The sequence below is a fragment of the Bartonella sp. B39 genome, from assembly GCF_053795145.1.
The window spans coordinates 61,370-87,062 of the sequence record NZ_CP200036.1 but is presented as its reverse complement, the minus strand read 5'-3'; the positions used below and the strand labels follow the sequence as shown (position 1 = coordinate 87,062).

At 37.0% G+C, this 25,693-nt stretch carries 17 protein-coding genes, 2 tRNA genes and 2 pseudogenes; 12 read left to right on the top strand and 9 right to left on the bottom strand.

What is annotated here, in order from left to right; translation table 11 throughout:
- Positions 1-369: 369 nt before the first annotated feature.
- Entirely contained in the window at positions 370-5,067 is a 4,698-nt protein-coding gene (locus tag V4P57_RS00410; protein ID WP_455466249.1) for a Vomp family autotransporter, read from the bottom strand.
- Between the two features lie 1,309 nt (positions 5,068-6,376).
- Between V4P57_RS00410 and V4P57_RS00405 the strand changes: the two genes are divergently transcribed.
- From V4P57_RS00405 to V4P57_RS00355, 11 genes and pseudogenes are all read left to right on the top strand, one after another.
- On the top strand, positions 6,377-6,709 hold the full coding sequence (locus V4P57_RS00405) for a hypothetical protein (protein ID WP_455467010.1): 333 nt from the start codon (positions 6,377-6,379) through the stop codon (positions 6,707-6,709).
- A gap of 41 nt (positions 6,710-6,750) precedes the next feature.
- Positions 6,751-6,957, top strand: coding sequence for a hypothetical protein (locus V4P57_RS00400; protein ID WP_455467001.1), 207 nt, complete (start codon positions 6,751-6,753; stop codon positions 6,955-6,957).
- Entirely contained in the window at positions 6,938-7,207 is a 270-nt protein-coding gene (locus V4P57_RS00395) for a hypothetical protein (protein ID WP_455466248.1), read from the top strand. Before V4P57_RS00400 ends, V4P57_RS00395 begins: the two co-directional genes overlap by 20 nt.
- A gap of 2,184 nt (positions 7,208-9,391) precedes the next feature.
- Positions 9,392-10,167, top strand: a pseudogene (locus tag V4P57_RS00390) (class I SAM-dependent methyltransferase).
- 1,772 nt (positions 10,168-11,939) lie between these two features.
- Positions 11,940-12,098, top strand: a complete 159-nt coding sequence (locus V4P57_RS00385) for a hypothetical protein (RefSeq protein ID WP_455466247.1) — start codon at positions 11,940-11,942, stop codon at positions 12,096-12,098.
- 165 nt (positions 12,099-12,263) lie between these two features.
- On the top strand, positions 12,264-12,707 hold the full coding sequence (locus V4P57_RS00380) for a hypothetical protein (RefSeq protein WP_455466246.1): 444 nt from the start codon (positions 12,264-12,266) through the stop codon (positions 12,705-12,707).
- Between the two features lie 40 nt (positions 12,708-12,747).
- The gene (locus tag V4P57_RS00375; protein ID WP_455466245.1) at positions 12,748-12,966 is read left to right on the top strand and encodes a hypothetical protein; all 219 of its coding nucleotides are present in this window, start codon (positions 12,748-12,750) and stop codon (positions 12,964-12,966) included.
- Positions 12,963-13,220 carry a hypothetical protein gene (locus tag V4P57_RS00370; protein WP_455466244.1) on the top strand — a complete coding sequence of 86 codons (258 nt, stop codon included), beginning with the start codon at positions 12,963-12,965 and terminating at the stop codon, positions 13,218-13,220. The genes V4P57_RS00375 and V4P57_RS00370 overlap by 4 nt, the downstream gene beginning before the upstream one ends.
- 13 nt (positions 13,221-13,233) lie before the next feature.
- On the top strand, positions 13,234-13,395 hold the full coding sequence (locus V4P57_RS00365) for a hypothetical protein (protein WP_455466243.1): 162 nt from the start codon (positions 13,234-13,236) through the stop codon (positions 13,393-13,395).
- The gene (locus V4P57_RS00360) at positions 13,389-13,970 is read left to right on the top strand and encodes a hypothetical protein (RefSeq protein WP_455466242.1); all 582 of its coding nucleotides are present in this window, start codon (positions 13,389-13,391) and stop codon (positions 13,968-13,970) included. Before V4P57_RS00365 ends, V4P57_RS00360 begins: the two co-directional genes overlap by 7 nt.
- An 846-nt stretch (positions 13,971-14,816) precedes the next feature.
- Positions 14,817-15,287 (top strand): hypothetical protein, encoded by a 471-nt coding sequence (locus V4P57_RS00355; RefSeq protein WP_455466241.1) that lies wholly within the window; start codon positions 14,817-14,819, stop codon positions 15,285-15,287.
- Between the two features lie 1,624 nt (positions 15,288-16,911).
- On the opposite strand, the gene V4P57_RS00350 is transcribed toward V4P57_RS00355, so the two are convergent.
- From V4P57_RS00350 to rplU, 4 genes and pseudogenes are all read right to left on the bottom strand, one after another.
- Positions 16,912-17,001: transfer RNA gene (locus V4P57_RS00350), tRNA-Ser, on the bottom strand.
- A 489-nt stretch (positions 17,002-17,490) separates the two neighbouring features.
- Positions 17,491-19,997 (bottom strand): annotated as a pseudogene (ptsP, locus tag V4P57_RS00345) (phosphoenolpyruvate--protein phosphotransferase).
- A 1,430-nt stretch (positions 19,998-21,427) separates the two neighbouring features.
- Positions 21,428-21,697, bottom strand: a complete 270-nt coding sequence (gene rpmA / locus V4P57_RS00340) for a 50S ribosomal protein L27 (RefSeq protein ID WP_455466240.1) — start codon at positions 21,695-21,697, stop codon at positions 21,428-21,430.
- A gap of 15 nt (positions 21,698-21,712) precedes the next feature.
- Positions 21,713-22,204 carry a 50S ribosomal protein L21 gene (rplU, locus tag V4P57_RS00335; RefSeq protein ID WP_455466239.1) on the bottom strand — a complete coding sequence of 164 codons (492 nt, stop codon included), beginning with the start codon at positions 22,202-22,204 and terminating at the stop codon, positions 21,713-21,715.
- Positions 22,205-22,494: 290 nt separating this feature from the next.
- Here rplU and V4P57_RS00330 point away from each other — a divergent pair.
- Positions 22,495-22,584, top strand: a tRNA-Ser gene (locus V4P57_RS00330).
- Positions 22,585-23,022: 438 nt separating this feature from the next.
- Here V4P57_RS00330 and V4P57_RS00325 read toward each other — a convergent pair.
- The 4 genes from V4P57_RS00325 to V4P57_RS00310 all read right to left on the bottom strand — a co-directional run bounded on the left by V4P57_RS00325 (position 23,023) and on the right by V4P57_RS00310 (position 25,687).
- Positions 23,023-23,841, bottom strand: coding sequence for a DNA adenine methylase (locus V4P57_RS00325; protein ID WP_455466238.1), 819 nt, complete (start codon positions 23,839-23,841; stop codon positions 23,023-23,025).
- Between the two features lie 153 nt (positions 23,842-23,994).
- The gene (locus V4P57_RS00320; RefSeq protein WP_455467000.1) at positions 23,995-24,975 is read right to left on the bottom strand and encodes a phage late control D family protein; all 981 of its coding nucleotides are present in this window, start codon (positions 24,973-24,975) and stop codon (positions 23,995-23,997) included.
- On the bottom strand, positions 24,975-25,229 hold the full coding sequence (locus V4P57_RS00315) for a tail protein X (protein WP_455465472.1): 255 nt from the start codon (positions 25,227-25,229) through the stop codon (positions 24,975-24,977). Before V4P57_RS00315 ends, V4P57_RS00320 begins: the two co-directional genes overlap by 1 nt.
- Positions 25,226-25,687, bottom strand: coding sequence for a phage tail protein (locus V4P57_RS00310; protein WP_455466237.1), 462 nt, complete (start codon positions 25,685-25,687; stop codon positions 25,226-25,228). Before V4P57_RS00310 ends, V4P57_RS00315 begins: the two co-directional genes overlap by 4 nt.
- Positions 25,688-25,693 lie beyond the last annotated feature (6 nt).

The window sequence follows — 25,693 nt, the reverse complement described above, 5'->3', positions numbered from 1 at the left end:
TTGCGTGTTCCTGCTTTCACAGTGTGTTTTATGGCATAAATAAAATTAAGACATAAGCTGTTGTTTCTACAGCGGCTTTAGAAGGTAACTAAGGACAGATTCGTGAAATTCAATTTGAGGAAGGTAGAAAATACTTAATATTAGAATTGATTTTGTTTTTCTATCAAAGGTTGCGCATCATTTTTAGCTTTGACATCTTTGAAAGAGGTATAATTTTTGTACCTATTGATCATCTGTTTAGGCTTCAGTTTATTTTTCGTGGATAAGATTTTTTATTTCATTAGAGGATTTATGAAAGCTTTTTACTAAAATGCCCCTACTTTGATGAAGCAGGGGCAAGGAGCATATTTAAGAACAGTTTTTTGCTTATCAGTTCAGTGTTAAATTAAGCCCAACACCTACGCCCCAATGACCACCAGAACTCGTTGCAGAGAGGTTTGAGCGGATTTTTCCATCCTCAGAAGTATAACCAGCACCAAAAGCAAATGCCGATTGGCTACGCCATAAGCCGCTACCAAATGCAACGCTTAGCTTTCCAGGTGTATCATTGTAGCGTAAATTAGACACTGCTAAACCAATAGCTGCGGCCTGTTTTGCTTCTTTCCGTACATTTTCTATCCTATAATTTAAAGCCTCAAACTTTATATTGGTGTAGTTGTTAGCACGTTCAACGGCATCATCAATAGCATCGATAACGATATTGTTTACACGTTGGTCTGTGTAATGCTTTGATTGATCAAGAACAATCTTCATCTGTTCTTGGGTGTAATCATGCAACTGACCACCATTTACAGCTTCTTTTGAACCCTTCTCAATACGACCATCAGCAACATTGTCAATTAATACAGGTTCACTTTCGTTGCCACCTTTTAGAGTGACTTTGTTGGTTTTTTTGCCATCCTCATTTTTGTCATAGAAAACAACCCCATCAACAAGATTATCAACCCTATCTCCAATATTATAGACTTTGTTCTCAATATTGAAAACCGTTTCACTAATATCCGTAACTGTAGTGGAAATATTATCGACTCTGTCTCCAATATGCTTAATATCTTTTTCAACGCCAGTGATACGCTCATTAGTCTCCCAAAGCTGCCCACCATTTACTGCTTCTTTCGAATCTTTTGCAATTTTACCATCAGCTACATTGATAATCTTACTTGCTTGACCATCATGGCTAGCATCATAGGCTTTTTCATCCTTATTCCACTTTAAAGCATCTGTATTACCTACCTTGTTTATGACATCATCAATACGATTGTTTATGTTGACCATACCACTACTAATACCACCAAGTGCATCAGCAACATTATTGTAGGTTTTCTCCTTCTCAAAAGTGCCATCAGCATTAAATTGCACAACCTTGAAATTTGGAGCCTTCCATTTATTTTTCTCGTACTTAGCACCACCACCAAAATAATCAGCAATATCAAGAAACCCAACGGTTATTCTATGATCAACCGCAAAGACATTTTTATTAACTACATCCAAGGCTTTGCCAACATCAGTATACTCCTCTATAGTTATTACATCATGGTCATTAATAGTAGTTAACCTATATTTTGGTCCTGTAAGGACACCACTCTCGAATGAGGCATTGCCACCAAGAATTGCCGCAACTTCACTACCCACAGAATGAAGCTGTGAACCATTTATTGCATCAGTTGATTCTTCATTAACGTCACCATCAAAAATGTGAGTAATTCTATAATCTATTTTATTTCCTTCTTTTTCGCGATTTGCAACAAATGCCTGTTCATCTTCATCCCACAACAGAGCATCTTTAGAAATCTGCTCTATGCTTTTATCAAGTTGGTCTTTGTTAACAGCTTCATTACCGTTCACTGCTTCTTTCACACCTGCGATAATCCGATCTCCCTCACTGCCCGCGATATTAATTTTAGTACCACCTGTTGCCATACCAATGGTGATAGGTCCGGACTTTTCTTCTTGCTGAACTAAACTATTTTCTGTTATATTTGAAATTTGATTGTGAATATTCGCGAAAGTATTGTTCACGCCCTCAAAAGCATCAGCAACATTTTGATAGGGCTTCTTAGAAATAGTACCATTATTGTCAATATTATAGACATGGAAAATAGGAGCATGCCATTCCCCATTGTTATCGTATCCAGCGCCACCACCAAAATAAGAAGCAATATCATTTACCGCATTTATCAAGTTGTGGTTAACATTTTTGATATTTGCATCAAGCCCTGTCAACGCTGAGCCAACATCATTATGTTCCCTCTGTTGTACCTTGCCATCTACACCAACATGGGATAAATTATATCGCGGTCCGACAAAAGTACCGTTCTCGAATGAGGTATTACCACCAAAAATTTCTGCAATTTTGCTACCCATAGAATGAAGCTGGGAACCATTTATTGCTTCAGTTGAAGCTACAGCAATTCTCCCAACTGCAACGCCATCAATATTCCGCGCACTACCTTCATTATTTGCAATACTAATTCTTGTGCCACTTTTTTCCTCACCAATGGTGATAAGTTTTCCATCCTCTTTCCATTTTACAATACTATTTCCTGTTACATTGTTAATCTGATTATAAATATCCGTGATGGAAGCGCTGACATCACCCAAGGCATCAGCAACATTATGGTGTTGCTTCTCAACAATATTACCATCATCCCCACGCTGAAAAACCTTGAAAGTAGGAATCGTCCATTGGCCTTTCTCATACTCAGCACCACCACCAAAATAATTAGCAACGTTATTCATCGCATTTTGAAAGCTTTGATTAACATTCTTGATATTTGTATCAAGCCCTGTTAAAGCTGAGCCAACATTAACATGCACCTTCTGCACTACCTCACCATTTCCATCAACATTGGATAAATTATACTGCGGTCCGACAAAACGACCAGTCTCGAATGAGGCTTTACCACCAAAATAACGAGCAATGTCTGTACCCATATCAAAAAGCTGGGAACCATTTATTGCATCAGTTGCATCTGCGGCAATTCTCCCAACTGCAACACCATTAATATTCCGTACCTGGCCTTTATCATTTCTAATACTAATTCTCGTACCCCCTTTTTCGTCACCAATGGTGATAAGTTGCGTTCTTTCCTGCCATTTAACAAGAGTATTGCTGGTTATTTGATTTTTTACTTCATTCAACTGTGCAACATTTACCGCATCATTATCTGAAATTCCTTGTGCCAATCTAGTAATCTTTTTATTTTCAGCATCAATACCGTTTACAGTTATTTTTGGACCACCAATAATCTTGAAACCATCATTGCTCATAGAGGCGTTCCCTGCTGTAACACTCGTCACCTTAATATTATCAGCTAGATCAAATGTTACATTGTGATTATTATCTTTTTCGATTGTGATATTATTTTTATGGCTATTCGTCTGCAAATTTACCGTACCGTTTTGACCAATAGCCGTAGCATCTCCACCGTTAACAGAAAGCTGCCAGCTCATTTTGGTGGCATCTTTTACAGCTTGCAGCTGTTTATAATTCACTGCATCAGTATCTTCACTTCCTGCCATCACACCTGTGATTTTTTTATTGCCAGCAGAAATACCTTCACTCTTTACACTTGGCCCACCGGTAATCACTAATCCATTGTTGGTTAAAGAGCTATTTCCTGTAATAATACTTGTCAATTTAAGAGTATCATTTAAAGCAAATTTAACTTTATGCTTATTATTTTCAGTTTCTCTTTCAATCTTTAAGTTGTCTGGTCCTACTGCTGTACTTTTTACTGAAAAATCTACAACATTGCCTCCTTGAACAGGCTCTTCATTTTTTCCGTCAACAGAAAGTTTCCACTCTCCAGCTGCCAATGCTCTCAAAGCTTTTAGCTGTGCAACATTGACTGCATCAGTATCCTTAGTGCCTGCTGCAACATTTGTAATTTGCCGTGTTACATCCTGATTAGTATTACCAACACTAAAATCACCCGCAGTGCTTTTCCATGCAAGACCCTGCTCTGTTGTCTCCTTATTTGTTACAGGATCATAACCCAAAGCACCCTTCTCGACACGAGAGACAGCCCCTCCACCCACAGCAACACCATCTATAACATGTACCTGTGCATTTATACCTATTGCAACTGAATGAGCCATATCAGCAAAAGTATGAGACCCTATAGCAATCGAATTTTTACCTTTTGCTATTACTTTTCTTTCATCCCCGTTATCTGCAGGCTCCCCACCACCTATTGCAATAGAACCAAGAGCTTGAGCTTCAGCCTTCGAGCCCATAGCAATCGTGTAGTCGTTAGTTGCTTTGGTCTTTAACCCTAACGCAATACTATTGTAACCAGATGCAGATGCGAGCTTACCAATAGCAACACTATTTATACCGTTCCCTTTTGTATCTGTACCAATCGCAATCGCATCATCCAGCGTAGCTTGAGAACTCTGACCTAGAACAATGCTATTTTTACCAGATGCAGTTGCAAGCCCTCCAATAGCAACTGCAGACTGCCCTGACGCCTCTGAACCAACACCAAAAGCAACACTTGCTATACCACTTGCAAGCGCAGAAACACCAAAAGCTTGTGCCCCTCCAGCCTTTGTTGTCGCGCCTGCACCAAATGCTGTTGAATAGTTCCCTGATGCATAAGCTCCACAACCGGTTACAAAAGAATAAATACCATAAGCCTCTGGCAATATATTCGCATCACCATAAGTGGGGGTTCCCATATAACCACCACCATTGGTCGTGATTCCATCACTAGTCCAAGTAACTTTTTCAGTGGTTGTGCCATAAGGCATACGACCTCCAAAAACTTTTTCACCAACAAATCTCTCGTACTGTTCCTTTGCAGTTATTTTTGTACCTGCTCTTGATGGGTTACTACGACCAACAACATTATCCGCACCGCAGTAATCATCATCACCAGCAAAAACAATACTGCCATGACTACCTTTCGAATAAAACACATCGACACTATTTGTACTTAAATTAGACTGTCCTGTTAGTGCGAGATTCGCAGCGAAGACAGGAGAAACACTGGATAAAAGCACAGTCATTGCGGTTCCTAAAGAAACCGCTTTAGTCTTTGATGTTGAATACAATTTTTTCATAAGAACCTCCTCCAACAGAGTCTAATATCAATACAGCGTGCAAAAACCCCACGGCAAAACCCTGTTTGCGCGCACAAAAAATAAATTTAAAGACAGACTTCTCCCCCTCTGATGCCAGCATTCTTTACGGCATCATCCTAAAATCTCTGTAATAACATTGAATCTAGAAAAGTCCCCAACCCTTTTAGCTAGAGGGATTCAAGCTAAAAATAAATAAAACACAAACTTTGAAAATATTACATAATCTCCATCCAAAAATATCGCGATTCAGCTCATAACAAAAATAACTTCTAAAAGATCAGTTCTATCTTTCAAATAAAGCGCATAATAAGAATGGCAAGAGTATGAAAAATAATTTTTCATTAATTTGTAAAAATACTTATTATTAAATACAAAAAGATATTTTTATACAATATATTTTTTATAATCATAATTTTATGATTTTTTTAGACTTATTATATAATATAATTCATGATTCCTATCATGATAACTGCACTATTTGTTATTAAATAACATGATATGTGTCTTTTATAAAAATATTTTACCCTATCATTAAGTAATTTCTATAACAGAATTTCCACGTTTAATTTTGTAGTTTTCGTAAAAAATATAATAGTTATATAAAGTTTATTTTGTTATTATATGGCTTTATGTATGTTTCCTTTTATATTTTCTCTATTTCAATCAACTTATTGTAATAACTATTATATTTCATTGAAAAATGTTTTTTATAAATAATAGATAAATAAAAATGAGATATTTTTTTAGATATTATTTAACAAATAATCAGTTCTATTTTTATTGTTATCCATATTATTTTCTTACCAAAGAATATTGTATACGTGGTTTCCATAATAAGTATTTTATTTTTGAAAAATTTTCTATTGTATTAAACTGTACGTCGATTTTAACTTTTTTATGAGTGACTTTAGCTTCATAAAACAAAGTTTTTCCGTAAATCTTACTTAAGAGAAATCATATACAACACGCTTTAGAAACATTTTTCATAGACAAATTGTGAAAATTCTCTAGAATCTTTCGCACGAACAAAATAAGATGTCGCCTGAAAATGCATATGTTATAGATTTTTGACTGGACAGGCATTATGGAAAATGCGTAAAGCTTAGCCTGGATTGTTGTTTGAAATACAATTTTTGATATTCATCACAATCTGAAATGGTATTTGAGGTATTGGTACGTTTAAAGGTACATCATATAATCTACAAAAACACATATTTCAGTAAAGTATTTTCCTTATTTATCAAATATAGGATGCTTACGGCTTTCTCTTCTAATGCAATGGTATATTTTGAAAAATTACAAATTTTCTTTTATTGAGGAAATACAAAAACTTTACAAAAAGCGATACCAATACTGGAAAAACGAAATCATTCGCAAATTAAGCTTTTTAACCCGCGCCATTGGCAAAAAATTGAAGCGTGTGAAAAACGGTATATTGTTGCTTATTGATAAAACCCAAAACCTTATCCCTAAAGGGCTTACTCGGTTGCAAAATTTATTGATATCAATAGCAATGCCTTGGCTTTCATTGGCAATTACAAAATCTTCAGGCATTTGGTTCATCATCAAAATGGTCAATCTTACACGCAAATTAAAAAAATCATTTGGCAATACATCTTAAATACTGCAAACTCTATAGCGGAAACATTACTACGCATTATCATGATGGGGGAAATTAAAAATTCTGGAGCGATAAAGTTCTTGATAGGCATTGGTTTAAAAGATGGCGCCTTGCACCAAATTGACAAAATCATGATGTTAGTATACATGGCAACTGTTGGTGATGACAATGGGATGAGACCTAAACACATCAAAGCCGCACAGAAATACGCAACTTGGAGGAATTGGAATGACCTCTTTATGCGATAAGGAATTATCCGATACACTTGTTGGTCTTTATGATGACTATCAACGCGGTTTTGACATTGGAGAAGAGCTTAAATTGTGTGTGGATTTAGCTTTATCCCTTGAACTGGAATTAAGTATTCATCGTTTAAGCGAAGCAGATGCAGTTTTTAAAAAGGAAGTTGTACAAACATTGCGCCGTTGTAGAGAATTTCATTCCAATGAGGATGAGCCTGACACAGTAATTCATATGGATTTTAAAGAAAGCAAATAATGAAACATAACTTCTGTAAAGTGGAAGACTGCCCTATTATTTTGTTTGAGCATGAAACTAAAAAATTTTTTAAAATTTCAAAGCATTTGTATTATTACAATCTCATAATAATGAGGTTAAATGAGGGGGGATATCAGAGATTTTTGGTGTTTCATACAAAAACGATGCGCATTTTATAATACACACAAGATTTATGTTTTATTTGCTAAAAGCTCTAACCTTGATATCAATTGCTCTACGATTTCAAAACAACCCGTTAAATATGAAGCATCATAAATGCTCGCAGAACAGCATGTATTTACAGCACTTGAATACAATTCTCTGTTCTTCATTTTCGTAAAATAGAACGATAAGCTTTCCAGCAGCCGCGATAATACTTTGAAAACGTATATAGGCTAAGATGAAATACCGTTGTAATCTCTTGCTATAGTTAAGTAGATTTCAAGGATAAGGTATCCAGAGATGCCATTAAATTGGCCTAGAATCTTCCCTGATATTGAGAATGACAATAAAGTTGTAATAAAGAAATCGAAAGAGCCCTACTGGAAAGCTCAAATCCAATCATGAAATAAGCGGGAAACACAGTAAAAGCACATTTATTGACAGATAAAACGACAAGATCGATAGCCATAACAGCTAATAAAAGTACTTATATTTTTCTGATGGATAAAACTTTACAAAAAAGTGGCAGAAGAAATGCACCAGTAAAAACGCCCGCTGAATAAAGCGCTTCAAACATTGCAAAAGTTCTGCTATTGTCTTTAAAAACCTCTTGTGCATAGGGAACAAAAATAACAGGAATGATCATCAGAAAGAGTCATAATAATCATCTGACTTACATAAGACATAAAAAGAGTTAGATTGTGCTTAAAATAACCAAGTAAGGATATATAATTTTTTATCAGCTTTGCTGGTTTTCACTTTTATGTCCTCGGGGTTTAGGTGTTCTCATTGCAAAGTTAAATAAATCAGAAATAATAAAGAATATACCACTTATTAGGAGTATTCCTTTTGTTCCTGTATGGGCGAATATAAATCCACTTAATCCCATACCTATGATAGTGCTAAGTTTATAGACCATATCGATGGTCACATTTGCATTAATCAACTGTTCTTTTGAAACAATATGTTAGATTCAAGAAATAGCTGATGGCATGTGAAAAGAGATCACCCCAAGAGAGTAGATAGAAATATTAAATCAATTTCTATGCCAAACCACCAAAGTATTACACAGCCCACAACCACCAAACCTCTGACAAAGTTTGAAATGATAATCTGTATTTTACGATTGTATCTATCCACCAATACACCGCAAATGGATGAAAAAATAATGCTCGGCATCCAAATAAAAAACATCAGCAGTGCTGCACAACTAATTAAATTTTTCTGACTGTAAACAAGCCATGACAATAGGGTATAATTTAGCCCATTTCCAAATGTAGCAAACAAACTGCTCAGCGTAAAATGGAGAAAAGTTTTATTCTCAAATAAAAGAAATGCGTTCCTTAAAATTTAATGCAAACATAAATTATTCCCCTAATATAAATATAATTCGGTGTATATTTTAACTCGTTTTAAAATAGCTATTTTTTATAATTTAATATTTTAACCAATTCAGTTTGAAAAAGTAAAATTCCCCACTTTAATGCTTTTAAAACATTTATTTTTTCATAATATGATTAACCTTTCTATAAAAATAGAGGGTCTTAAGAATAATGGAGGATAGTTTTACAATATTTGATGTTTCATAAAGATTAGTATTTTCATTGAGTGTTTCTATTTACGTTGTAGAGTGCAATTTGGTAGCGTTGAAATCAGTTATTGTGGGCACAAAAGAATAACAGCTAAAAAGCAAATCGAGGATCTCATCTTTTGCAATGGAATGATCGGAATTGACAATTCCCGTGAGAAGATCGTAAATTCATCAGGGTATAGAAGCGGTTATCGCACCAGAATTTGGATGATCTTTCAATTGAAATCCGTGGAATTTCAACCTCATTGTGGTTGAGCTCAAAAATACATCACTGAAAAAAAAGGAATATAAGTATCAATCTTACAAAAGGAAATAAAAGGTATCAAAGGGCAGTCCCATTCCGCTCTCCTTTGGGATTTGTGCTTAAGATCCCAGCCAAAGAAGGACTGTTCAATTATATATGCCAGCAATTGTAAGGATGGCAATACACTATGATACAAAGCATTCAACCACAAAGTGAAAATTTGACGGATTAGCCGATGATTATGACCGCTATCGTCCGCGCTATCCCCTCACCTTATTTAAAGGTATGCTCCTTCCTTTTAATGATAAAAGGCATTTGTCCATTGTGGATGTGGGAGATGGGACAGACATTGCATTAGAGGGAATTGTTAAATTTCTGGGAAAAGAACACCAATATCATGCTATCGATATATCGACAGACATGATTAAGCAGGGGCAAAGAAAATTTCCTACTGTGCAGTGGTATCAAGACCAAGCCGAAAGCATATTGCATAAAATCAGCGAGATCGATCTTATCGTTGTGGCGCAAGCGTTTCAGTGGATGGATCACCCTAAGTTGCTTTGCGCTATCTCTTCCAAACTCAAAGTCAATGGTGTAATGGCTATCATTCAAAACAATCGCGATTTTAATCATAGCAAATTTCTAGCCGCTTATGAGACATTGTTAGAAGAAATGAGCTCCTAACTATTCTTGTTATTATCGTAATTTTGATTTTTACAGGAAATGAGTGATGGATTGGAGGTAAATACAGAAAAGGTTGCTTTACATACACACAATTTAACGATGACAGTCTCATCCGAAGCCTTTATTGGAATGAGCCGTTCCTCAACTCAAGCGCAACGCGCTATTGCTCGTCACGGGGAAGAATATTTGCGTCAATTGATTGCATTGATAAAGCAATATGAAGTACAGGGAAATTTGGAGATTTTGTATCGAAGTGAACTCTACATATATGCAAGATAATCCTACATCTATGGTTACCTCCGTTGTCTTTCGGCATACTAGAGCAGACGATGTATAAAAAATGCACGTATTATTAAAACGCGGATTCCAAGGACATTGACAGCTCTTCTCCTTCGGTTCTCAAACAAACTCCTCGTTGCATTCGATCTTCACTGTCCGCTTGGTAGGTGAAAATCCTCGACGAGAAACTTATTAATTACGCCATGATATTTGAGAAAAAGCATCTCCTTGCCTTCTGCTCCATGACAATCAATCCTGATTATCGACAGATTATGCCAGAAAAGCGTCTGTTATAGTTGTGGTGCGTGAAAGCTCAAAGGTCAATTTGAGTGCATTAAACTTATTTTACAAGAAGCATTGACTAAAAACATTCGTTTTTTACTAACCAGTGGTTTATCCGTATGACATCCTTTAAGCCGAGCTTCTATTGTCTATATGCGCTAGAATTAATTAAATGAATGATAGATCGTTGCGTGTTTTGGTTACTGTAATTGCTTGTTAAATAAGTAATTCAAAATGAATGCAAAGCATTCATCATTACTACAAAGTAAAAACATGATCTTGATGATTTTCAACATTGTTTTGTTTAATAATTTAAAAAATGCTCATGAAGTATTAAGGCTCGTCAACTAAACAATACCCCCATCAACAAGCATCAATGTCAGCATTGATCATGAAGATGGAATATTTACAGCAATGACCATCCGAAACTGTCTGTAACTTCCTAACCCAAAATCTTACAGCTTATTGTTTTATTCTAAGATAAATACCTCAGAAATTGTTACTTAAAATCACATTATTGCGCGCGATCTCTATAACTCATCGGATTCCATATGCGGATGTTGTTTTACTCATTGGATAGCCTATTCATAATCAAACCTGACAATGACGGGATTAAAAAGCAACAGAACAAATCTAGGAAAACATCGCAGAGGTATTGAGATGCTCCTCGCAAAAGCGTTTGAATCAAATGTGTTTCTTATATATTTTTCAGTATACTAATACGCCAATTCTCAGAATGTTATAATAATCCCCAAAACAAAGACACCGCTCTACCCAAATTTGCTGTATAAAAATCCTGCTAAAGTTCAATCAATGGCACTCCCTCTATGAAAAGACCACTATGTGAAAGCCGTTAACCACCACGCATCTCAGCCTGAGACTGTCAATGATTTTTGCCCAATAACGAGGTTTGTTATCACACAAAAATTCAAGCTTATCGAGGGAAGGGTCAACAGTAAAACCTCAAACCCTAAGCATAAACAGGATCAATTCTAAAAGCGCAAAACATACCCCTCTCGAGAGCATAAGCTATGTTCGTCACTTAGCGAAGCAGCACCTTATGGATAAAGCGGCTTCGCAATAAGCGCAGTGAAAACACAAGCCACCCTCGCTACTCTGTTGCCTGAAAATTAGCTATTGCTACGATAAATGTCATCGTTCAAATTCATATCATGCCCCTATCGAAAAAACTTGACATGCCCAGCAATACTTGCACTAATTGTTAATAAATATGTATACCAATTATAATACTGCTTATAATACTTAATACTGCGTTTTTTAGATATGCGAATAGGTGGGGAATATGTACGAAAAGAACTTTTTTCGGTCTTATGGGCTTATGGGCTTATTGTTGTGCTGTATCTTTCTAACATGGTACTCTTCTTAAGTGACCTTTGGAACGTTTATCGCATAACATCCTCATCAGTTTTCTTAGGCGTAACCATGGCTTTGGGGGTTCTTACACCCATCTTTTGAAAAAAAGCGGCCTTGTGCACATTAAATTCTTGCTGCGATTGGTGGATTTATACAAAAGGCAGATTATCATCTATAGTCTCCTTTTATTGATTGCTCTTTTTCGTTATGTTGATTCCTCCTTTGGTTTTATTGCTGTATCTATCTCTATCGGTTATCTCTCTCTGATCACTTAAATACGCTCGAGACTTATAATACCAGACTAGCTCTTAGTGGTTATATTAGTGCCCAAATTGCTTCCCGCATCATGCAAACAGTAGTGCAAATTGGCGCCTTTTTGAGAACAGCCCTTAGTGGTTATCTCTTAGAAGTAACAAGCCCGCGAAGGGCAGCAGCTGGATTTGGTTATAATGGTTTTATCGCGGCAATTTGTATGTTTGATATCATCCATAAGCCTCGTAGCCGGATATGCCATCTTTCGCGATGAATATAGTGCTACAGGTGCCACGCTGCCTGCAACTGAGAAAGAGCAAAAAACTGCGCCAAAGGTAGATCAACTTTCCCTTGAACTTAAACTTTTATGCGTCTGCATAGGTCTTATTGGTTTTCATATTTGCGCCTATAATACACTGGCGACCATTCTTTTTCAGAGTGTGAAAAATTTTGGCTCTGAATATTATGGACTTTGCAGTGCAATTGCGAGTGTGGGCACTTTCTCGGCTGCTTTTCTCAAAAGCCCTCGCTTTGAATTCATCCTACCAGCCCTTATGTTAGGTTTGGCTAATCTCATTTTTAGCACCACCAAATTTACCCTATTTGGCTATGATCTTTTGCTTTTTTATTGACTTTTCAATGAACACCATGTGAATTAACGCCCGAAAGCATATGATTGAAGCTACCCAAACCGAAGCTCAAGCAGAGCTTGCGGGAGGCTGTAGTGGCATGCTTTATACTATCTCCCAATCAGCGGGTTATGTTATCCTTGGTCTTCTTACAAGTTCTGCTCTAATGGGACTGCAGGCGGCTGTTTATCTTTTACCCCCGATAGGGCTGATAATCTTTATTTATGTCCGTTTCCTTTTATCAGGGCAGGCCAAAGCATGAGCAAATCCATTCTTATTGTCGATCCTTTTTCTACAGGATCCCTCTATGATTCTGCTTTGCAAAAATTAGACTATGCCTGTTACGGTGTTGTCTCTCAATCAGCCCTTTCTTCATACCTTATACTTTACTATCAGGGTGAAGGCATGGCAGAAGCGAAACTTCATAGTTTAGATGACATAAAAAAACGCTTTCCAGCTAGCACGATAGAGGCCGTGGTAGCAAGCGTCGAAGGAGGTATTTATTGTGCAAAGTAATTAGCTGCTTATTATGGTTGTTGAGAATAATCCCTTGACTACCGATTGGCGACGAAAAAAGGCAACGATGCAAAAGCGCCTTTATAAAAATGATTTATCTTATATTCAGTCGAAGATTCTTACAAAAGGCGATTGTGCTATCGATGATTTTGAAAGCCACACGGCTATATGGTGAAGCCAAATGATTCTGCTGGGAGTGATGGCATTTTGTTTTTCTTCTGCCACGACGAAGTAATGGCGTGGACGTCCGAGATCGACTGGACACAGAAAAATATTTTTGGCACGCTTAACGAGGCTTATTTACTCCAAGAAAGATTGGCAAGAGAGGAATACATAATAGACGCCGTTGTAAATGGAGAGGTGATAAAGATATGTACTTTATCGCGATATAAAAAAGGTATCCACAATAAAAGTGCCTTTGTTTATGAATTGCTTGATATTCTTTATGCTCAAGATCCCCTTTATGCCGCTCTTATCTCTTATGCAAAACAATGCATTCACGCGGTGGGAATTGAATATGGGCCTGCACATATGGAAATCATGCAAACTGCCCATGACCCAGTGATAGTCGAAGTAGGAACCCGCCCCCACGGAGGAATTGCGCCTGTCTTGTTCGCACATCGCTATGAAAATGGTTTACTTGAAAGCTCCGTTAACCTTATTGCGGGGTATTTTCGGAAAAACAAAGTCGCTTTAAGAAAAAAAGGCGCATTATTTTTCTTATTAACAGAGCCAACAGCCGTATCATAAAAGATATTGATTTATGGAAACAAAAGCTTCATTCTTGGAAAAATGTGGTTCATTTTATGCCTTTTTTTAAAAAAAACGAGCCGCTGCAGTTGACAATCGATTTAAATATCTGCCCGGCAATTATAGCTATTTTGGGCTGAAGTGATGATGAATTATCTAACGCAGAAAGGATAATTCGTAGCAATTTCCTATAAAATGCAAAAGTTGGGAAGAAAATCCAAATTTAGTAGTATAAACCACTAAAAATATAGACAAATATGAAAAATGGAAGCAGGCTTGTCCCTTGCCTATTCGAGGTGAAATGATACCAGAAAGACATGCTTAAACTTTGGTTCTACAAAAAATCGACCGCAAAAAATATTATGGAGGACCTCATTGCGATAATCATAAAAACTTTAGAAAAAGAGGGATGTTGTTAGAAATAAAGTACCATATCTTAGTTTTTAAACTCAATATGAATTCTATGATAAAAAAATAATATAGAAAATGCGTGCTGTCTATTTGAGAGTGCTGCTTCTTATCATATAGGTGGGAGATAATCTAGGTCTGATTTTTTTCATTTGATGAACAAAGTTACCTTCAACGTGGGGAGTGCGCTGTTACATATCAGGTGTAGCTACAGCAAATGCTGTTATTGGACTATTTATTACCCCAGATAAGACTAGATGTTACTCATATCTGAATCAGAATCATATGCAGGATACCATTCATTCTTTTTTTCAAATATCAAATTGATAGGACTGAAGATCCACATAGCGGCTACTACCATATTTGTAATAAAATGTGAGCTTTTATATTTATATAAAGTAATTAATACATTACTTCATTGGCGCTATTGGTGAATAAATGAAGAGTATATTAGTATTTGGATTTTTATTTAACGGTATAAGGATTTTAACAAGCGCCTTTATTGTATTTTATATGCTTGCAAAAAACTTAACTCTTATTGACATAGGTATCATTAAATCATTTCAAGCTTTTATTATGATGGTTACAGATATCCCTCTTGAGTATTTTGCAGACAGAAAAAGTTATAAAATATTTATCATTTTGGCAGCAGCTTTTGCTACCGCACGGCTCTTTCTTATAGGCGTTTTTACAAGCTTTTACGGTTTTCTTTTGGCAGAAACCTTTAATGCATTGTCGCTTACATTGATTGCTGATGCCTATAATGCTTTACCTGTTCAATATGCAAAAACAAAATTTATATCTACTAAAAAAGTGATCGGTTCCAGCTCTCAGTATAATTACATTGGCATGTTTCTATTTAGTTTGATAGGTGCATATTTTGCTGATTATTCTAGACAATATATATAGTATATATCTGCATTTTTAATGTTAATGACAACAATCTTTGGTCTATTTTTTGGGATGATCTAAAGGGAGAGAAAAAACCAATAAAAGCGAATTCTTTACGTTATGATGCAAGAGAAATGTTCTCTATTTTTGTTAAAGTTCCCTATATTTCTCTATATTTTTATTTTTCACTTATTTTTTTCAATATATTTTCGCAGTATTGGCAGTAGATATTTAAAGATTATGATATCAATGTAACTTATTTTATCTTGGTATTACATTTTCTCTTATATTGCTTTCCCAGCTACTGGCTAGTTTTCTCTTTAAAAAACTGAGTGAGAAGATGAATTTTATCTTACTGCTGTTTCTTGCAGCTTCTATGATTTTTACAGTTGCTTTCTTTGAGCCGAAAAAAGAAATCGCAGTTATTTTAGTCTGTACGATTTTTTATTTCATTAACTATACATATCTTCGTGTAGAAGTTATCCTGTACGATAGTATTAACGATAACCTCAGAGCCACGCACGAATCTTTTTTGTCAACTGTTGAAGACTTAGCTTATTGGTACTTTTTTACATGAGTGCATATATGGTCAATATGTTTAGCTTTTTGTCATTAGTTTACATTTTGGAGGTATATTTACTCATTTATTTGTTTGTAGTGCTTTTTTTAGAGGGAATTCTCAAAAAATCTTAGTAAAAATATTAACTTATCATTATCACACGCATTTTATGTGATTTTAAAATGGTACATTTACATATCACATTAGAGTTTAGGGTTTTCGGCTTTCAGTAATCGCTTTTTATACAATTGGGCATCATGGGTATAGTGGTGCATAGCCATTAAATCTTCAACCAATCACAACCACAAAAAATACAAAGTGGTGGCCATTGACTTTTTTGCAGTGAAAAACTCAAACCCGACAAAGTGAATCCAGAAGATATCCAGATCTTCAAAGGCATAGCCAGCAGAAAATATCTGCAAAATTTTTCCCGAAAATCCTTCATCTTTTAGCGTGTTACTATATTCGTACTGCAATTTACGGCTGCAATTTTCCCCAAAGCGAAATACCCCTAGTGTAGTTTAATATGAGATTTTATACTCAGTGAAAAAAGATGAGATAAGAATACCTGATAATTCTTTGTGTTTACGAACATTTTTACCATTAAATGCACTTTGAATTTTGCTAGCAGAAAATCGAAAAAAGAATAAAAAATGGTAAAAATAAAAATTTGGCAGCAAAAATGAAAGAAATCTTTGAAAGGTCTTTTTAGACCGTTTGAGGACCCCTTTGAAAAAAACAAATTGGGCTCAAACCTGGTATCAAACGATATAAAAACCACTGATAAGCTACAATCAGCACATGGATTGGTAAAGTTAGAAGCAATACGTGCAACTAAATAAAGATGCTAAGATTTCGTAAACGATAGCGCTTTTGGATGGACAGGGGATCAAGTGGCATCATTCTATAACTAAAATATTCGATAGAAAACGCCTAGCAACAGAAGCAATCGAAAAGCTACAAAAAGATTCGGGATAGACAGAAGAACAAGTCACAGAAACAAAATCCCCAAACTTTTGTTAACGCCCCTGCACTTTAAAAAAGATTATATAGAATCAATAAGTTATACATGGATAAATTTGATGGCGGAGAGAGAGGGATTCGAACCCTCGATATGGTTTCCCATATACACGCGTTCCAGGCGTGCGCCTTCAACCACTCGGCCACCTCTCCAGAGGCTTGCACACTATACCCAGAAAGAAATGGCGTGCAAGCCTAAAACTATATACTCAAAATTCAAAAAACAACTTCATTTATCAAAATAAGATGTGATACTTGTTGAATAACAAGCACATCCTCTCCTTTCAATAAGTAAATTTTTTCAGTGGATATTATATATCTAAAATGCAATCTCTAAATTGTCATAGATAATACATTTTTTCCCATACGCGTGCCTTCTTACTCATGAACAGTGTTGTTTTCAGATTGATTATGTTGCTCATGTTGTTTCAAAAATCAAATGATTAAACACCATCATCAACCCATTAATACTCATTCTATCCAGTAACCAGTAAGATAAGCTATTGTATTAACCTTTTGATCCTCAAAATGAAAATGTACCTCACGAAAATAATGAAATTGATTCCAACAAAAATGATTTATAATGCGCTTGCCTTACCAAACTGCAAATTGGCGCACTCTCTTCTCCTCAAAGGTTCCTTGTTATTTTATATCATTTCTAAGAGTGCGTACAGCTCGCGCAGTTTCACACTGTAATGCTTTTTTTGCTAAAATTTTCATATTTTCAATACTATGTGCCTGCAAATATGCTTTTACTGCAGAAATGTCACAGGATATCATAGAAAGTTCATTAATCCCTAGCCCAGCCAAAATCATCGCTGCGAAAGGATCTCCAGCCATCCCGCCACACACGCTAACCCAGCACTTATGTTTTTCTGCACCCTGAATAGTCTTATGAATCATACGCAAAACCGCTGGATCAAGACTATCAGCTTCAGAAACAAGATAAGGATTCTGTCGATCAACAGCCATGGTATACTGTGTTAAATCGTTTGTTCCAATCGAGAAAAAATCAACATAGGCACTCAAAACATCTGCCATAATGGCAGCTGCTGGAATTTCAATCATAACACCAAGCTTTAATTTTGGCGCCCCAATATCGTTGCGAATTTCTTCTGCGATCTTTTTTATAGCAAAAATCTCTGAAACAGACATAATCATCGGAAATAGAATCCATAAATCTCCACCCTCTTTTGCTGCTCTATACAAAGCACGCAACTGAGGAACTAAAAGATCACGCCGACGTAACAAAAGCCGTGTTCCCCGAACACCTAAAAAGGGATTGTCCTCTTTAGATAAATGTAAATGGTTAACCTGTTTATCCCCACCAATATCGAGCACACGAATAATTAATGGTTTACCCTCTACTGCTGCAATTACTGCGCGGTACACGTCAAACTGTGCTTCTTCATCTGGAATATGTGGATCATCTAAAAACAAAAATTCTGTACGCATGAGTCCAATACCTTCAGCCCCTAAATTTAGTGCAACAGGAACTTGATTTGCGCAGTTGACATTAGCCATGATACGGATCCTTTGGCCATCTATCGTTTGCACTGGTAATCTACACACACGTATCCCACTATTACGCTTTTGCAAAACTATACTCATCTGCCTTTGAGCATCTTCAACATCTTCAGGAGCAGGATCAAGATAAATGAACCCATTATCACCATCAATAATAGCCTGAACATCACACTCAATTGCTAAAACATCCACACCCGTAGCAACAACCATTGGAATACCAAGAGTGCGTGCCAAAATAGCTGTATGAGATAGTGCCCCTCCCCATGCAGTTGCTAGCCCCTGCACTTTTGTACAATCAAGCTGAGCTATATCAGAAGGAGAGAGATCATCTGTAACAAGAATAACACCGTGCGGAATATCATTTAAAAAAAATGATCTATACGATGGATTGATTTCACCTAGAACACGACGACCAACATCAATCAAACTAACAGCACGCGCCGCTAATAAAGGATTATCTATCTTCGAAAACATATCTGCAAATTGCCGGACAGCTCTATCCCAAGACCAGGCAACGCCATGACCTTCTGCCATAAAACGATAAGCTTGAGCTATCAGATCTTCATCTTCAAGCAAAACCATTTGTGCAGAAAAAATCACAGCAGAATCCGCCCCCATACGCGCCGTGATATCAGCAATAACAGATGCCATTTTATGTTTTGTCATCGTGAGAGCGTTTTCAAGATATGCCGCACCAACTACAAAATCTATTGGTTGATCTATTATGGAAACAGTATTTTGCTTTAAAATAAAAATCTTGCCAAAAGCTAGCCCTGAACTTGCTCCAACACCAGAAATACTTTTTTGTCTAGAACGCGGATACCAACCATGAAAAGCCTTCGTTTGAGATTCCATTTCTCTCATCATACACTTTTCACTTACACTTACTTTCTTTACAACAGAAATCGCGTCCTCAAGAAGTCGCGCGCCTTCTGCAGCATCCGTCGAAAAAATCAGAACATCTCCGTTTTTTGCCCCTAATTGCAATAAACCAACCAAATTTTTCATTTCAGCGGCATACTGACCATGCCGAACTCTAATAGGGCTTTGAGCTTTTTTTGCGAAGTCAACCCAAAGAGAAGCTGGTCGCGCATGAAGACCACTTGGATAATCTAAAATCCATTCCTGACACACTGCAAGGTCACCTATAAAAACCTTCCCCATTTTCATATCCTGACCAAAAAGAGTTGTAATAATCTGTTGTTTGTCGGCAGTCGTCAAAAGTGCTTCAAGCTGTTCCTTATCAAATAAAAGACGCATCAATTGTTTGCAAATCTCTCTATAGAGATCTGGACAAGCTGCAATAGCAACAACTAAATGCGCCCCGTACTTCCTTCCCTCCACTCAATACCAGCAAGAATCTGTATAACAGCAACAGCATCTCTGATAATTAAATCACAACTTTCAACCATTCCATGGAGAATTGCTATAGCATTCCCAAGCCAAGTATTCGTTATTGTCTCACGCTTTAGCATTCTTGCCAGACAACATTTATCAACTGCACAAACCTGCACAAGAAATTCAGAAGCCGCATGAATTGCATCATTTTTATGATCAAAAGCAGCTGCAAGTTGCGCAGATCTTACAGACAAGATTTCACTCTCATTAAAATCTGTATTCATCACTTCTACTTCCTCATATCTCATAATGAATTTAAACTACTTCACATTCGAATATGTCTGATAAATTTCATTTCAAAGCAACATTCCCCAAAATCCAAACTATAAATAACACTACCATTTTGCTTTTTTATACGGAATACAACTAAGTAAGGCGCCTCTGCCCCTCCAAATATGAACTATAAAGATTGTATATCGCTGTTCCCAAAGTGGCGTAAAAATACTATAAGAGTTTGATTCCTACTTTATTACTACACGAAGAAAAATAGCCTAATTTTTTATATACTAAATTAATTGAAAAGCTATTTTTATAACGCTCCCATTATTTCAAGTTATCCTATATAAATTGCTATTATTCCTCGTATAAAAAAGCAACTTCCCAATCACTCGCAACTTCAATTAACATTCTAACTGATACCCCTAAACTGAACAATCAACCTTTTCCTCTTTCTGATTCATTACAGGAGTACAAATTTCTACATGTAGCCTATCTTCTTAAAATTCCACGTGGCTAAATATCTCATAACATAAAATCTTTAGAGCATAACTTTAACGATATTGTAGGGTTTCTCTTTTTTAAACAAACATAGCAACAACAGAATATTCTTTATCTGCACATCCAAGAATCTCTATCTAAAAAACATATGCTAAACAGATAAAATCAAATAAAATACCATACACAACCTTAACTTCTAGGTATTTTTATAAATAAAATCAATAAATTTACAAAATAAAAAATGATTTTATATTAAGTAAATATTTTCTGTTAAATAATACTGTAGATTATATTAACAATGCTCCATAACAGATAGATAAAAAATACTCTTGATATCAATAATTACACGTATGACATTTCGATTGCCTAAAACCATAACTCCCTCAATGCCATTTTACTCTAGATCTATTGCCCCTCTAAACGTATATCATTTGCAAAACAGCTTTTATCAATACTTGTATAGTCTATCTTACATATTTGCTTTCTTCTAAATAGGGAGCCTAAATAATATCCATAGCCGTTAAAAAACTATTATGAACACAATTAACTCCCACAAATTAGATCCTCTTTACCAAAACGATCGTGCAAAATACTTCCCGTCAAATTTCTCTCAAATTCTTCGAAAATGAACTGTTTAGCACTTTTTCGTGCATAAAGAGAAAAAACTTCTCTCATTACTATCATATATACCAATTTATGGATAAATTCTGTCACCACGTCAATGTTCTCAGTGCAAACCAAACAGAGTACTAATCTTTTGGTTATTTTAGAAAAATAATTGCCCCACTTTTTCCTCTGCGGTTTTCTATATACCATTACATTTTATTATGGCATCAACGCAAAAAAGGAAAGATAGCATTCTATCTTTCCTTTCTAAAGCTCATAATCTCATAACCGAAGTCCAACAAAACACCGGTTTATGGAAAGAAATTACAGCCTATTCTGCTGCTTCTACCACAGGAATGACCGAGACATACGAACGGTTGTTTGCTTTTCTTTGAAAAGAAACTTTTCCATTTGACAGCGCAAAAAGAGTATGATCTTTCCCAATCCCGACATTATCACCAGGATGCCAGCGTGTACCACGCTGGCGAACAATAATATTTCCAGCGATAACGGCTTCACCACCAAACTTTTTAACGCCAAGACGTTTTGATTCTGAATCGCGACCATTACGCGAGGAACCACCAGCTTTTTTATGTGCCATAGACGTTGTTCTCCTTTAATTTTCTTCATCATTTGATGCTACAGCCGCTCTTTTCTGCGATGTAAGCTTTTTTTCAGCAGCTTTCTTGGCTGTTTCTTTAACAGAAGCAGTCACTTTTGTTTCCTTTGTTGTTTTTTTCAATTCAACCGCTTCTTTTTTAATTGGTTTTGCAGTCGCTTTTTTAGGCTTTGAACCACCCGTTAGAATTTCTAAAATACGAATTGTTGTCATTTCTTGGCGATGACCACGCGTGCGTTTCGAATTTTGACGACGGCGCTTCTTAAATGCGATAACCTTACGCGCACGTGCCTGCTCTACAATCTCAGCCGTAACCAAAGCATCAGCAACAACAGGTGCACCAATAATGGTATCATCCTCTTGCCCAACGATCAATATGTCATTGAGTTCAATAACATCACCAGCATTTCCAATAATTTTTTCAACTTTAACCACCTGATTAGCAACAACGCGGTATTGCTTACCACCAGTTTTAATGACTGCGAACATTTTTTATCCTTTCGTTCACTCCAGCTCTTATTTGATTTCTGCCTTGTCAATAAGGGAAAATAGGCTGCTTTTTGTCAGTCGTAATAGAGTTAAAAGAGAGATAAAAACACTCTAAAAAACAAAAACATGCGCAGATTTCTCCACGCTTGCATTTCAGACATATATGACGGAATTTCTATTCTCTGTCAATAAAGTCTCATAAAAAAGCAAAAAAGGGTTGTGCTAAAAGCAATTGAAGGTTATCTACCCGCCATATACTCAAACAGTGCAAATTTTGTTGCACTTTTATTGGAGAGATGGCTGAGTGGTTGAAAGCACCGCACTCGAAATGCGGCATAGGGGCAACTCTATCGGGGGTTCGAATCCCTCTCTCTCCGCCACAACAATTTTACTGACTGTAGCTTGCCAGCAGGTTTTGCACTATTTGCCACCTAGTTTTGCACCTGTAGCTTGCCAGCAGGTTTTGCACTATTTGCCACCTAGTTTTGCACCAATTTATTTTTTTTCACAGGGTTTTTTAAGGGGTTCTAAAAGGGTCTTCAAAGATCATTTAAAGACTCTTTGAATGAGTCTTTTTTTTCTGTTAAAAATTACGATTTGAGATGATCAGTTTTTTTGCCACAATCACATGATTTGATACCTACAGTTTGTAAGATCATGAGTGCAGAGCACCATAAAATTTTGTATAATTTGTATCGTATTTTGTAAAAACTACCTCCTTTTCAAAGGATTTTCATTTTTTCAAAGGGTTCTCAAAGGGTCTTCAAAGGCCTTTCAAAGGTTATTTAAAGACCCTTTAAATGAGTCTTTTTTTTCTGTTAAAAATCACAATTTGAGATGATCAGTTCTTTGGCAGGAGTCGCACGATTTAAACCACATGTGTAAGATGTTGTGACCTCTTTTATCTGAAATTTACTAAAGGTTTTTCGTATCTCTGGCACATCATTGAGTGAAAGAAGAAACTTCCCCTTTAATTGCGCAAGGAGCGCAGACATGGTCTGGTAATCCTCCCGCTTAAACAAATCCTTTCCATAATAGTGCTCAACGCCAAAATAAGGTGGATCAAGATAAAACAACACCTGTGGACGATCATAGCGAAGAATAAAGTCAGACCAATTTAAATGTTCAATGGTGACCGTGGATAAACGACGGTAAATAAGCTTTAACAAGGCTTCAAGTTTCAAAGGATTAAACTGTGCAGTGCAGTGAGGATCAACTCTAAACCTACGATTGGTTACCTGACCACCAAAACTCAAACGCTGCAGATAGAAAAATCGTACAGCCCTCTCTAAATCCGTAAGGGTTTTGGGATCTTGTAAAGAGAAGTGTTGAAATACTTCACGGCTGCTAATCTGGAACTTTAACAAATCCGTAAATGGCTGATAATGGCGTTGCAACACCCGAAAAAAATTCACCACATCACCTGAACGATCATTGATCACTTCATATAAAGGTTTCAATTTTCGTCTAAAGAATATTCCTCCCATGCCAACAAAAGGTTCTGCATAAGTTTTATGAGGAATGCTTTCAATGATTCTGATAAGGGTTTTAGACAACTTGATTTTACCACCAATATAAGCACTAGCTGGTGTGATAGGATCAACAGATTTTAATGTTTCAGCATAAAGTGTATCCATACTTTTTTAACTTCTTCCATACATGATGGCCGCCTTCTCATTGCTTCAAGTGATAAGAAGTGGCTGCGATGTTATGTCTTTTGGCATCGGACGGGTGTGTCGCTAAACTATCCCCGTTGGCTGGGTAACCAGCCCAGCCTCTCTTTATTTATTTTATCTCTCCTCCCTTTTGTTTGGTGCTTCCAGTGTAATTTCTGTGGTGTATCCGCTTGATTTCTCATAGCGATGGGTGACGGTTGCGGCTTTCCATGAACCATTGATTTCGCTGCGGAACCCCTGTAGCAAAAGAGGTTGATCGGCCATGATTTCTGGATAACCCTCAAGGGTCAAAGAACCACTTCCCACAGCACGGCAAAGTCGGTCTGATTCTGATGCCGCTGCTGCTAACGCCTCTTCCTTGCAGGTATAACAAGTCCGCAGACGACGCACAGGTCCGCTAACCCCTGTCTTATGTTTGACTTGGTATTGCTGCCCTTTTGAGCGATCAAAATAAGAAGCTTCCACCACACCGTATTGCGTGCGTGGCTCTAACGTGAATTCCCAACTGGAACAGTCGTGCTTATAAAGGTCGAGTGCTGGTAAATTGTCTCCGCTTAAAAATAAAAACTTATTGTCCTTGATCAAAAAACGTGCCTGCATGCGGTCAGCAAGGCGGGTTAAAAAATCAACCGCAGATTGATCTGTACGAATCACATAAGGCAAAGCTTGTTTGGTCAACTGGGGACTGATCTTTGCTTGATAGCCATGGCGCTTGGCGAGTGTCTCAACAATCTCACCAATGGTTCTGTGATCAAAATGTTCACTAGCTTGTTCTTTGAGTTCCTTACGCATCGAGGCGCTTTTGCCACAAAGGCGTAAAATCTCTCCTTCACTGCCGCCTGAACTTACAACCGATTCAACAACAAAACGCCCCATAAACGCACTGATGATGTTCTCATAGCCAAAGATCACCTGTAGAGTGCTGTTGCTGGCCGGAACACTTAAATCATGACCGCTATCGTCAAATTCTGCTTCAAATGTATCGGCTTCATTACCGGCATTATCAGTGATGGTTGCCGTTAAAAGACGCTGGTAAAAAACTTCATGAACAGGTCTGTCTCCCACCTTAACCACAATAAAAGGGTATGTACGCATTAATCCCATAGCCGCTTCACCATGCTTTGGGGATTAGACAACACAAATTCAGGAAGTATCACACGCAATCCACGTGGCAAAAGCACACCATATTTGGCAATCTCTGGATTGGCCTCCAATGTGGCTTCTAAATAACCTTTTAAAGCTCCCACGCGAGAGCGATCCCCTAACACAGCCATGGCATGGTGAAAGCAGATGAGGTCTAAGCTCATATCCTCTAGCTCTACAACAATGTGCTTTTCTGCTATCTTCATTGGCATTGTCCCATCTGATATTGCCCCATCTGATACTGTCCTTGAGGTTTTCCCCCATCAAAAAAGGGCAAGAGACTAATGGAATAGCGGAGACGCTGAGATTGGCCAGAGCGGCTGATATAATCATGGTCTTTACTAATACTGGTGAGCACCACGCAGCCATGCATAATGGCGCTATAGGTGGTATCATTGATCCAACGGATCATCGCAACGGGTTTGGCTGCTCGAATCGTTTGGGTAATGGCATCTATCGCTTCACGGTCGCCAAACTCTTCTGGAAACAAAACCCCATGGATGGTTTTGGGATCATTACCATAGCCGGTAAATTGCAAACCAGGTGCCTTGCCAAAACGCTCCATACAAACCCAGGAGGCAGAAAACTCTTCTTCAAAGGATTGGAAATTCAACCAGTCCACATAAAATTGATGTGGTCCTAACATCATCAAAGGATCTCTCATAGGCTC

Excerpts from the sequence above, each read along its gene's own strand:
- V4P57_RS00410 (WP_455466249.1), bottom strand. The coding sequence starts at position 5,067 with ATGAAAAAATTGTATTCAACATCAAAGACTAAAGCGGTTTCTTTAGGA.
- V4P57_RS00400 (WP_455467001.1), top strand. The coding sequence starts at position 6,751 with ATGATGGGGGAAATTAAAAATTCTGGAGCGATAAAGTTCTTGATAGGC.
- V4P57_RS00395 (WP_455466248.1), top strand. The coding sequence starts at position 6,938 with ATGACCTCTTTATGCGATAAGGAATTATCCGATACACTTGTTGGTCTT.
- V4P57_RS00375 (WP_455466245.1), top strand. The coding sequence starts at position 12,748 with ATGATTGAAGCTACCCAAACCGAAGCTCAAGCAGAGCTTGCGGGAGGC.
- V4P57_RS00370 (WP_455466244.1), top strand. The coding sequence starts at position 12,963 with ATGAGCAAATCCATTCTTATTGTCGATCCTTTTTCTACAGGATCCCTC.
- V4P57_RS00365 (WP_455466243.1), top strand. The coding sequence starts at position 13,234 with ATGGTTGTTGAGAATAATCCCTTGACTACCGATTGGCGACGAAAAAAG.
- V4P57_RS00360 (WP_455466242.1), top strand. The coding sequence starts at position 13,389 with ATGGTGAAGCCAAATGATTCTGCTGGGAGTGATGGCATTTTGTTTTTC.
- V4P57_RS00355 (WP_455466241.1), top strand. The coding sequence starts at position 14,817 with ATGAAGAGTATATTAGTATTTGGATTTTTATTTAACGGTATAAGGATT.
- rpmA (WP_455466240.1), bottom strand. The coding sequence starts at position 21,697 with ATGGCACATAAAAAAGCTGGTGGTTCCTCGCGTAATGGTCGCGATTCA.
- rplU (WP_455466239.1), bottom strand. The coding sequence starts at position 22,204 with ATGTTCGCAGTCATTAAAACTGGTGGTAAGCAATACCGCGTTGTTGCT.
- V4P57_RS00325 (WP_455466238.1), bottom strand. The coding sequence starts at position 23,841 with ATGGATACACTTTATGCTGAAACATTAAAATCTGTTGATCCTATCACA.
- V4P57_RS00320 (WP_455467000.1), bottom strand. The coding sequence starts at position 24,975 with ATGCGTACATACCCTTTTATTGTGGTTAAGGTGGGAGACAGACCTGTT.
- V4P57_RS00315 (WP_455465472.1), bottom strand. The coding sequence starts at position 25,229 with ATGAAGATAGCAGAAAAGCACATTGTTGTAGAGCTAGAGGATATGAGC.
- V4P57_RS00310 (WP_455466237.1), bottom strand. The coding sequence starts at position 25,687 with ATGAGAGATCCTTTGATGATGTTAGGACCACATCAATTTTATGTGGAC.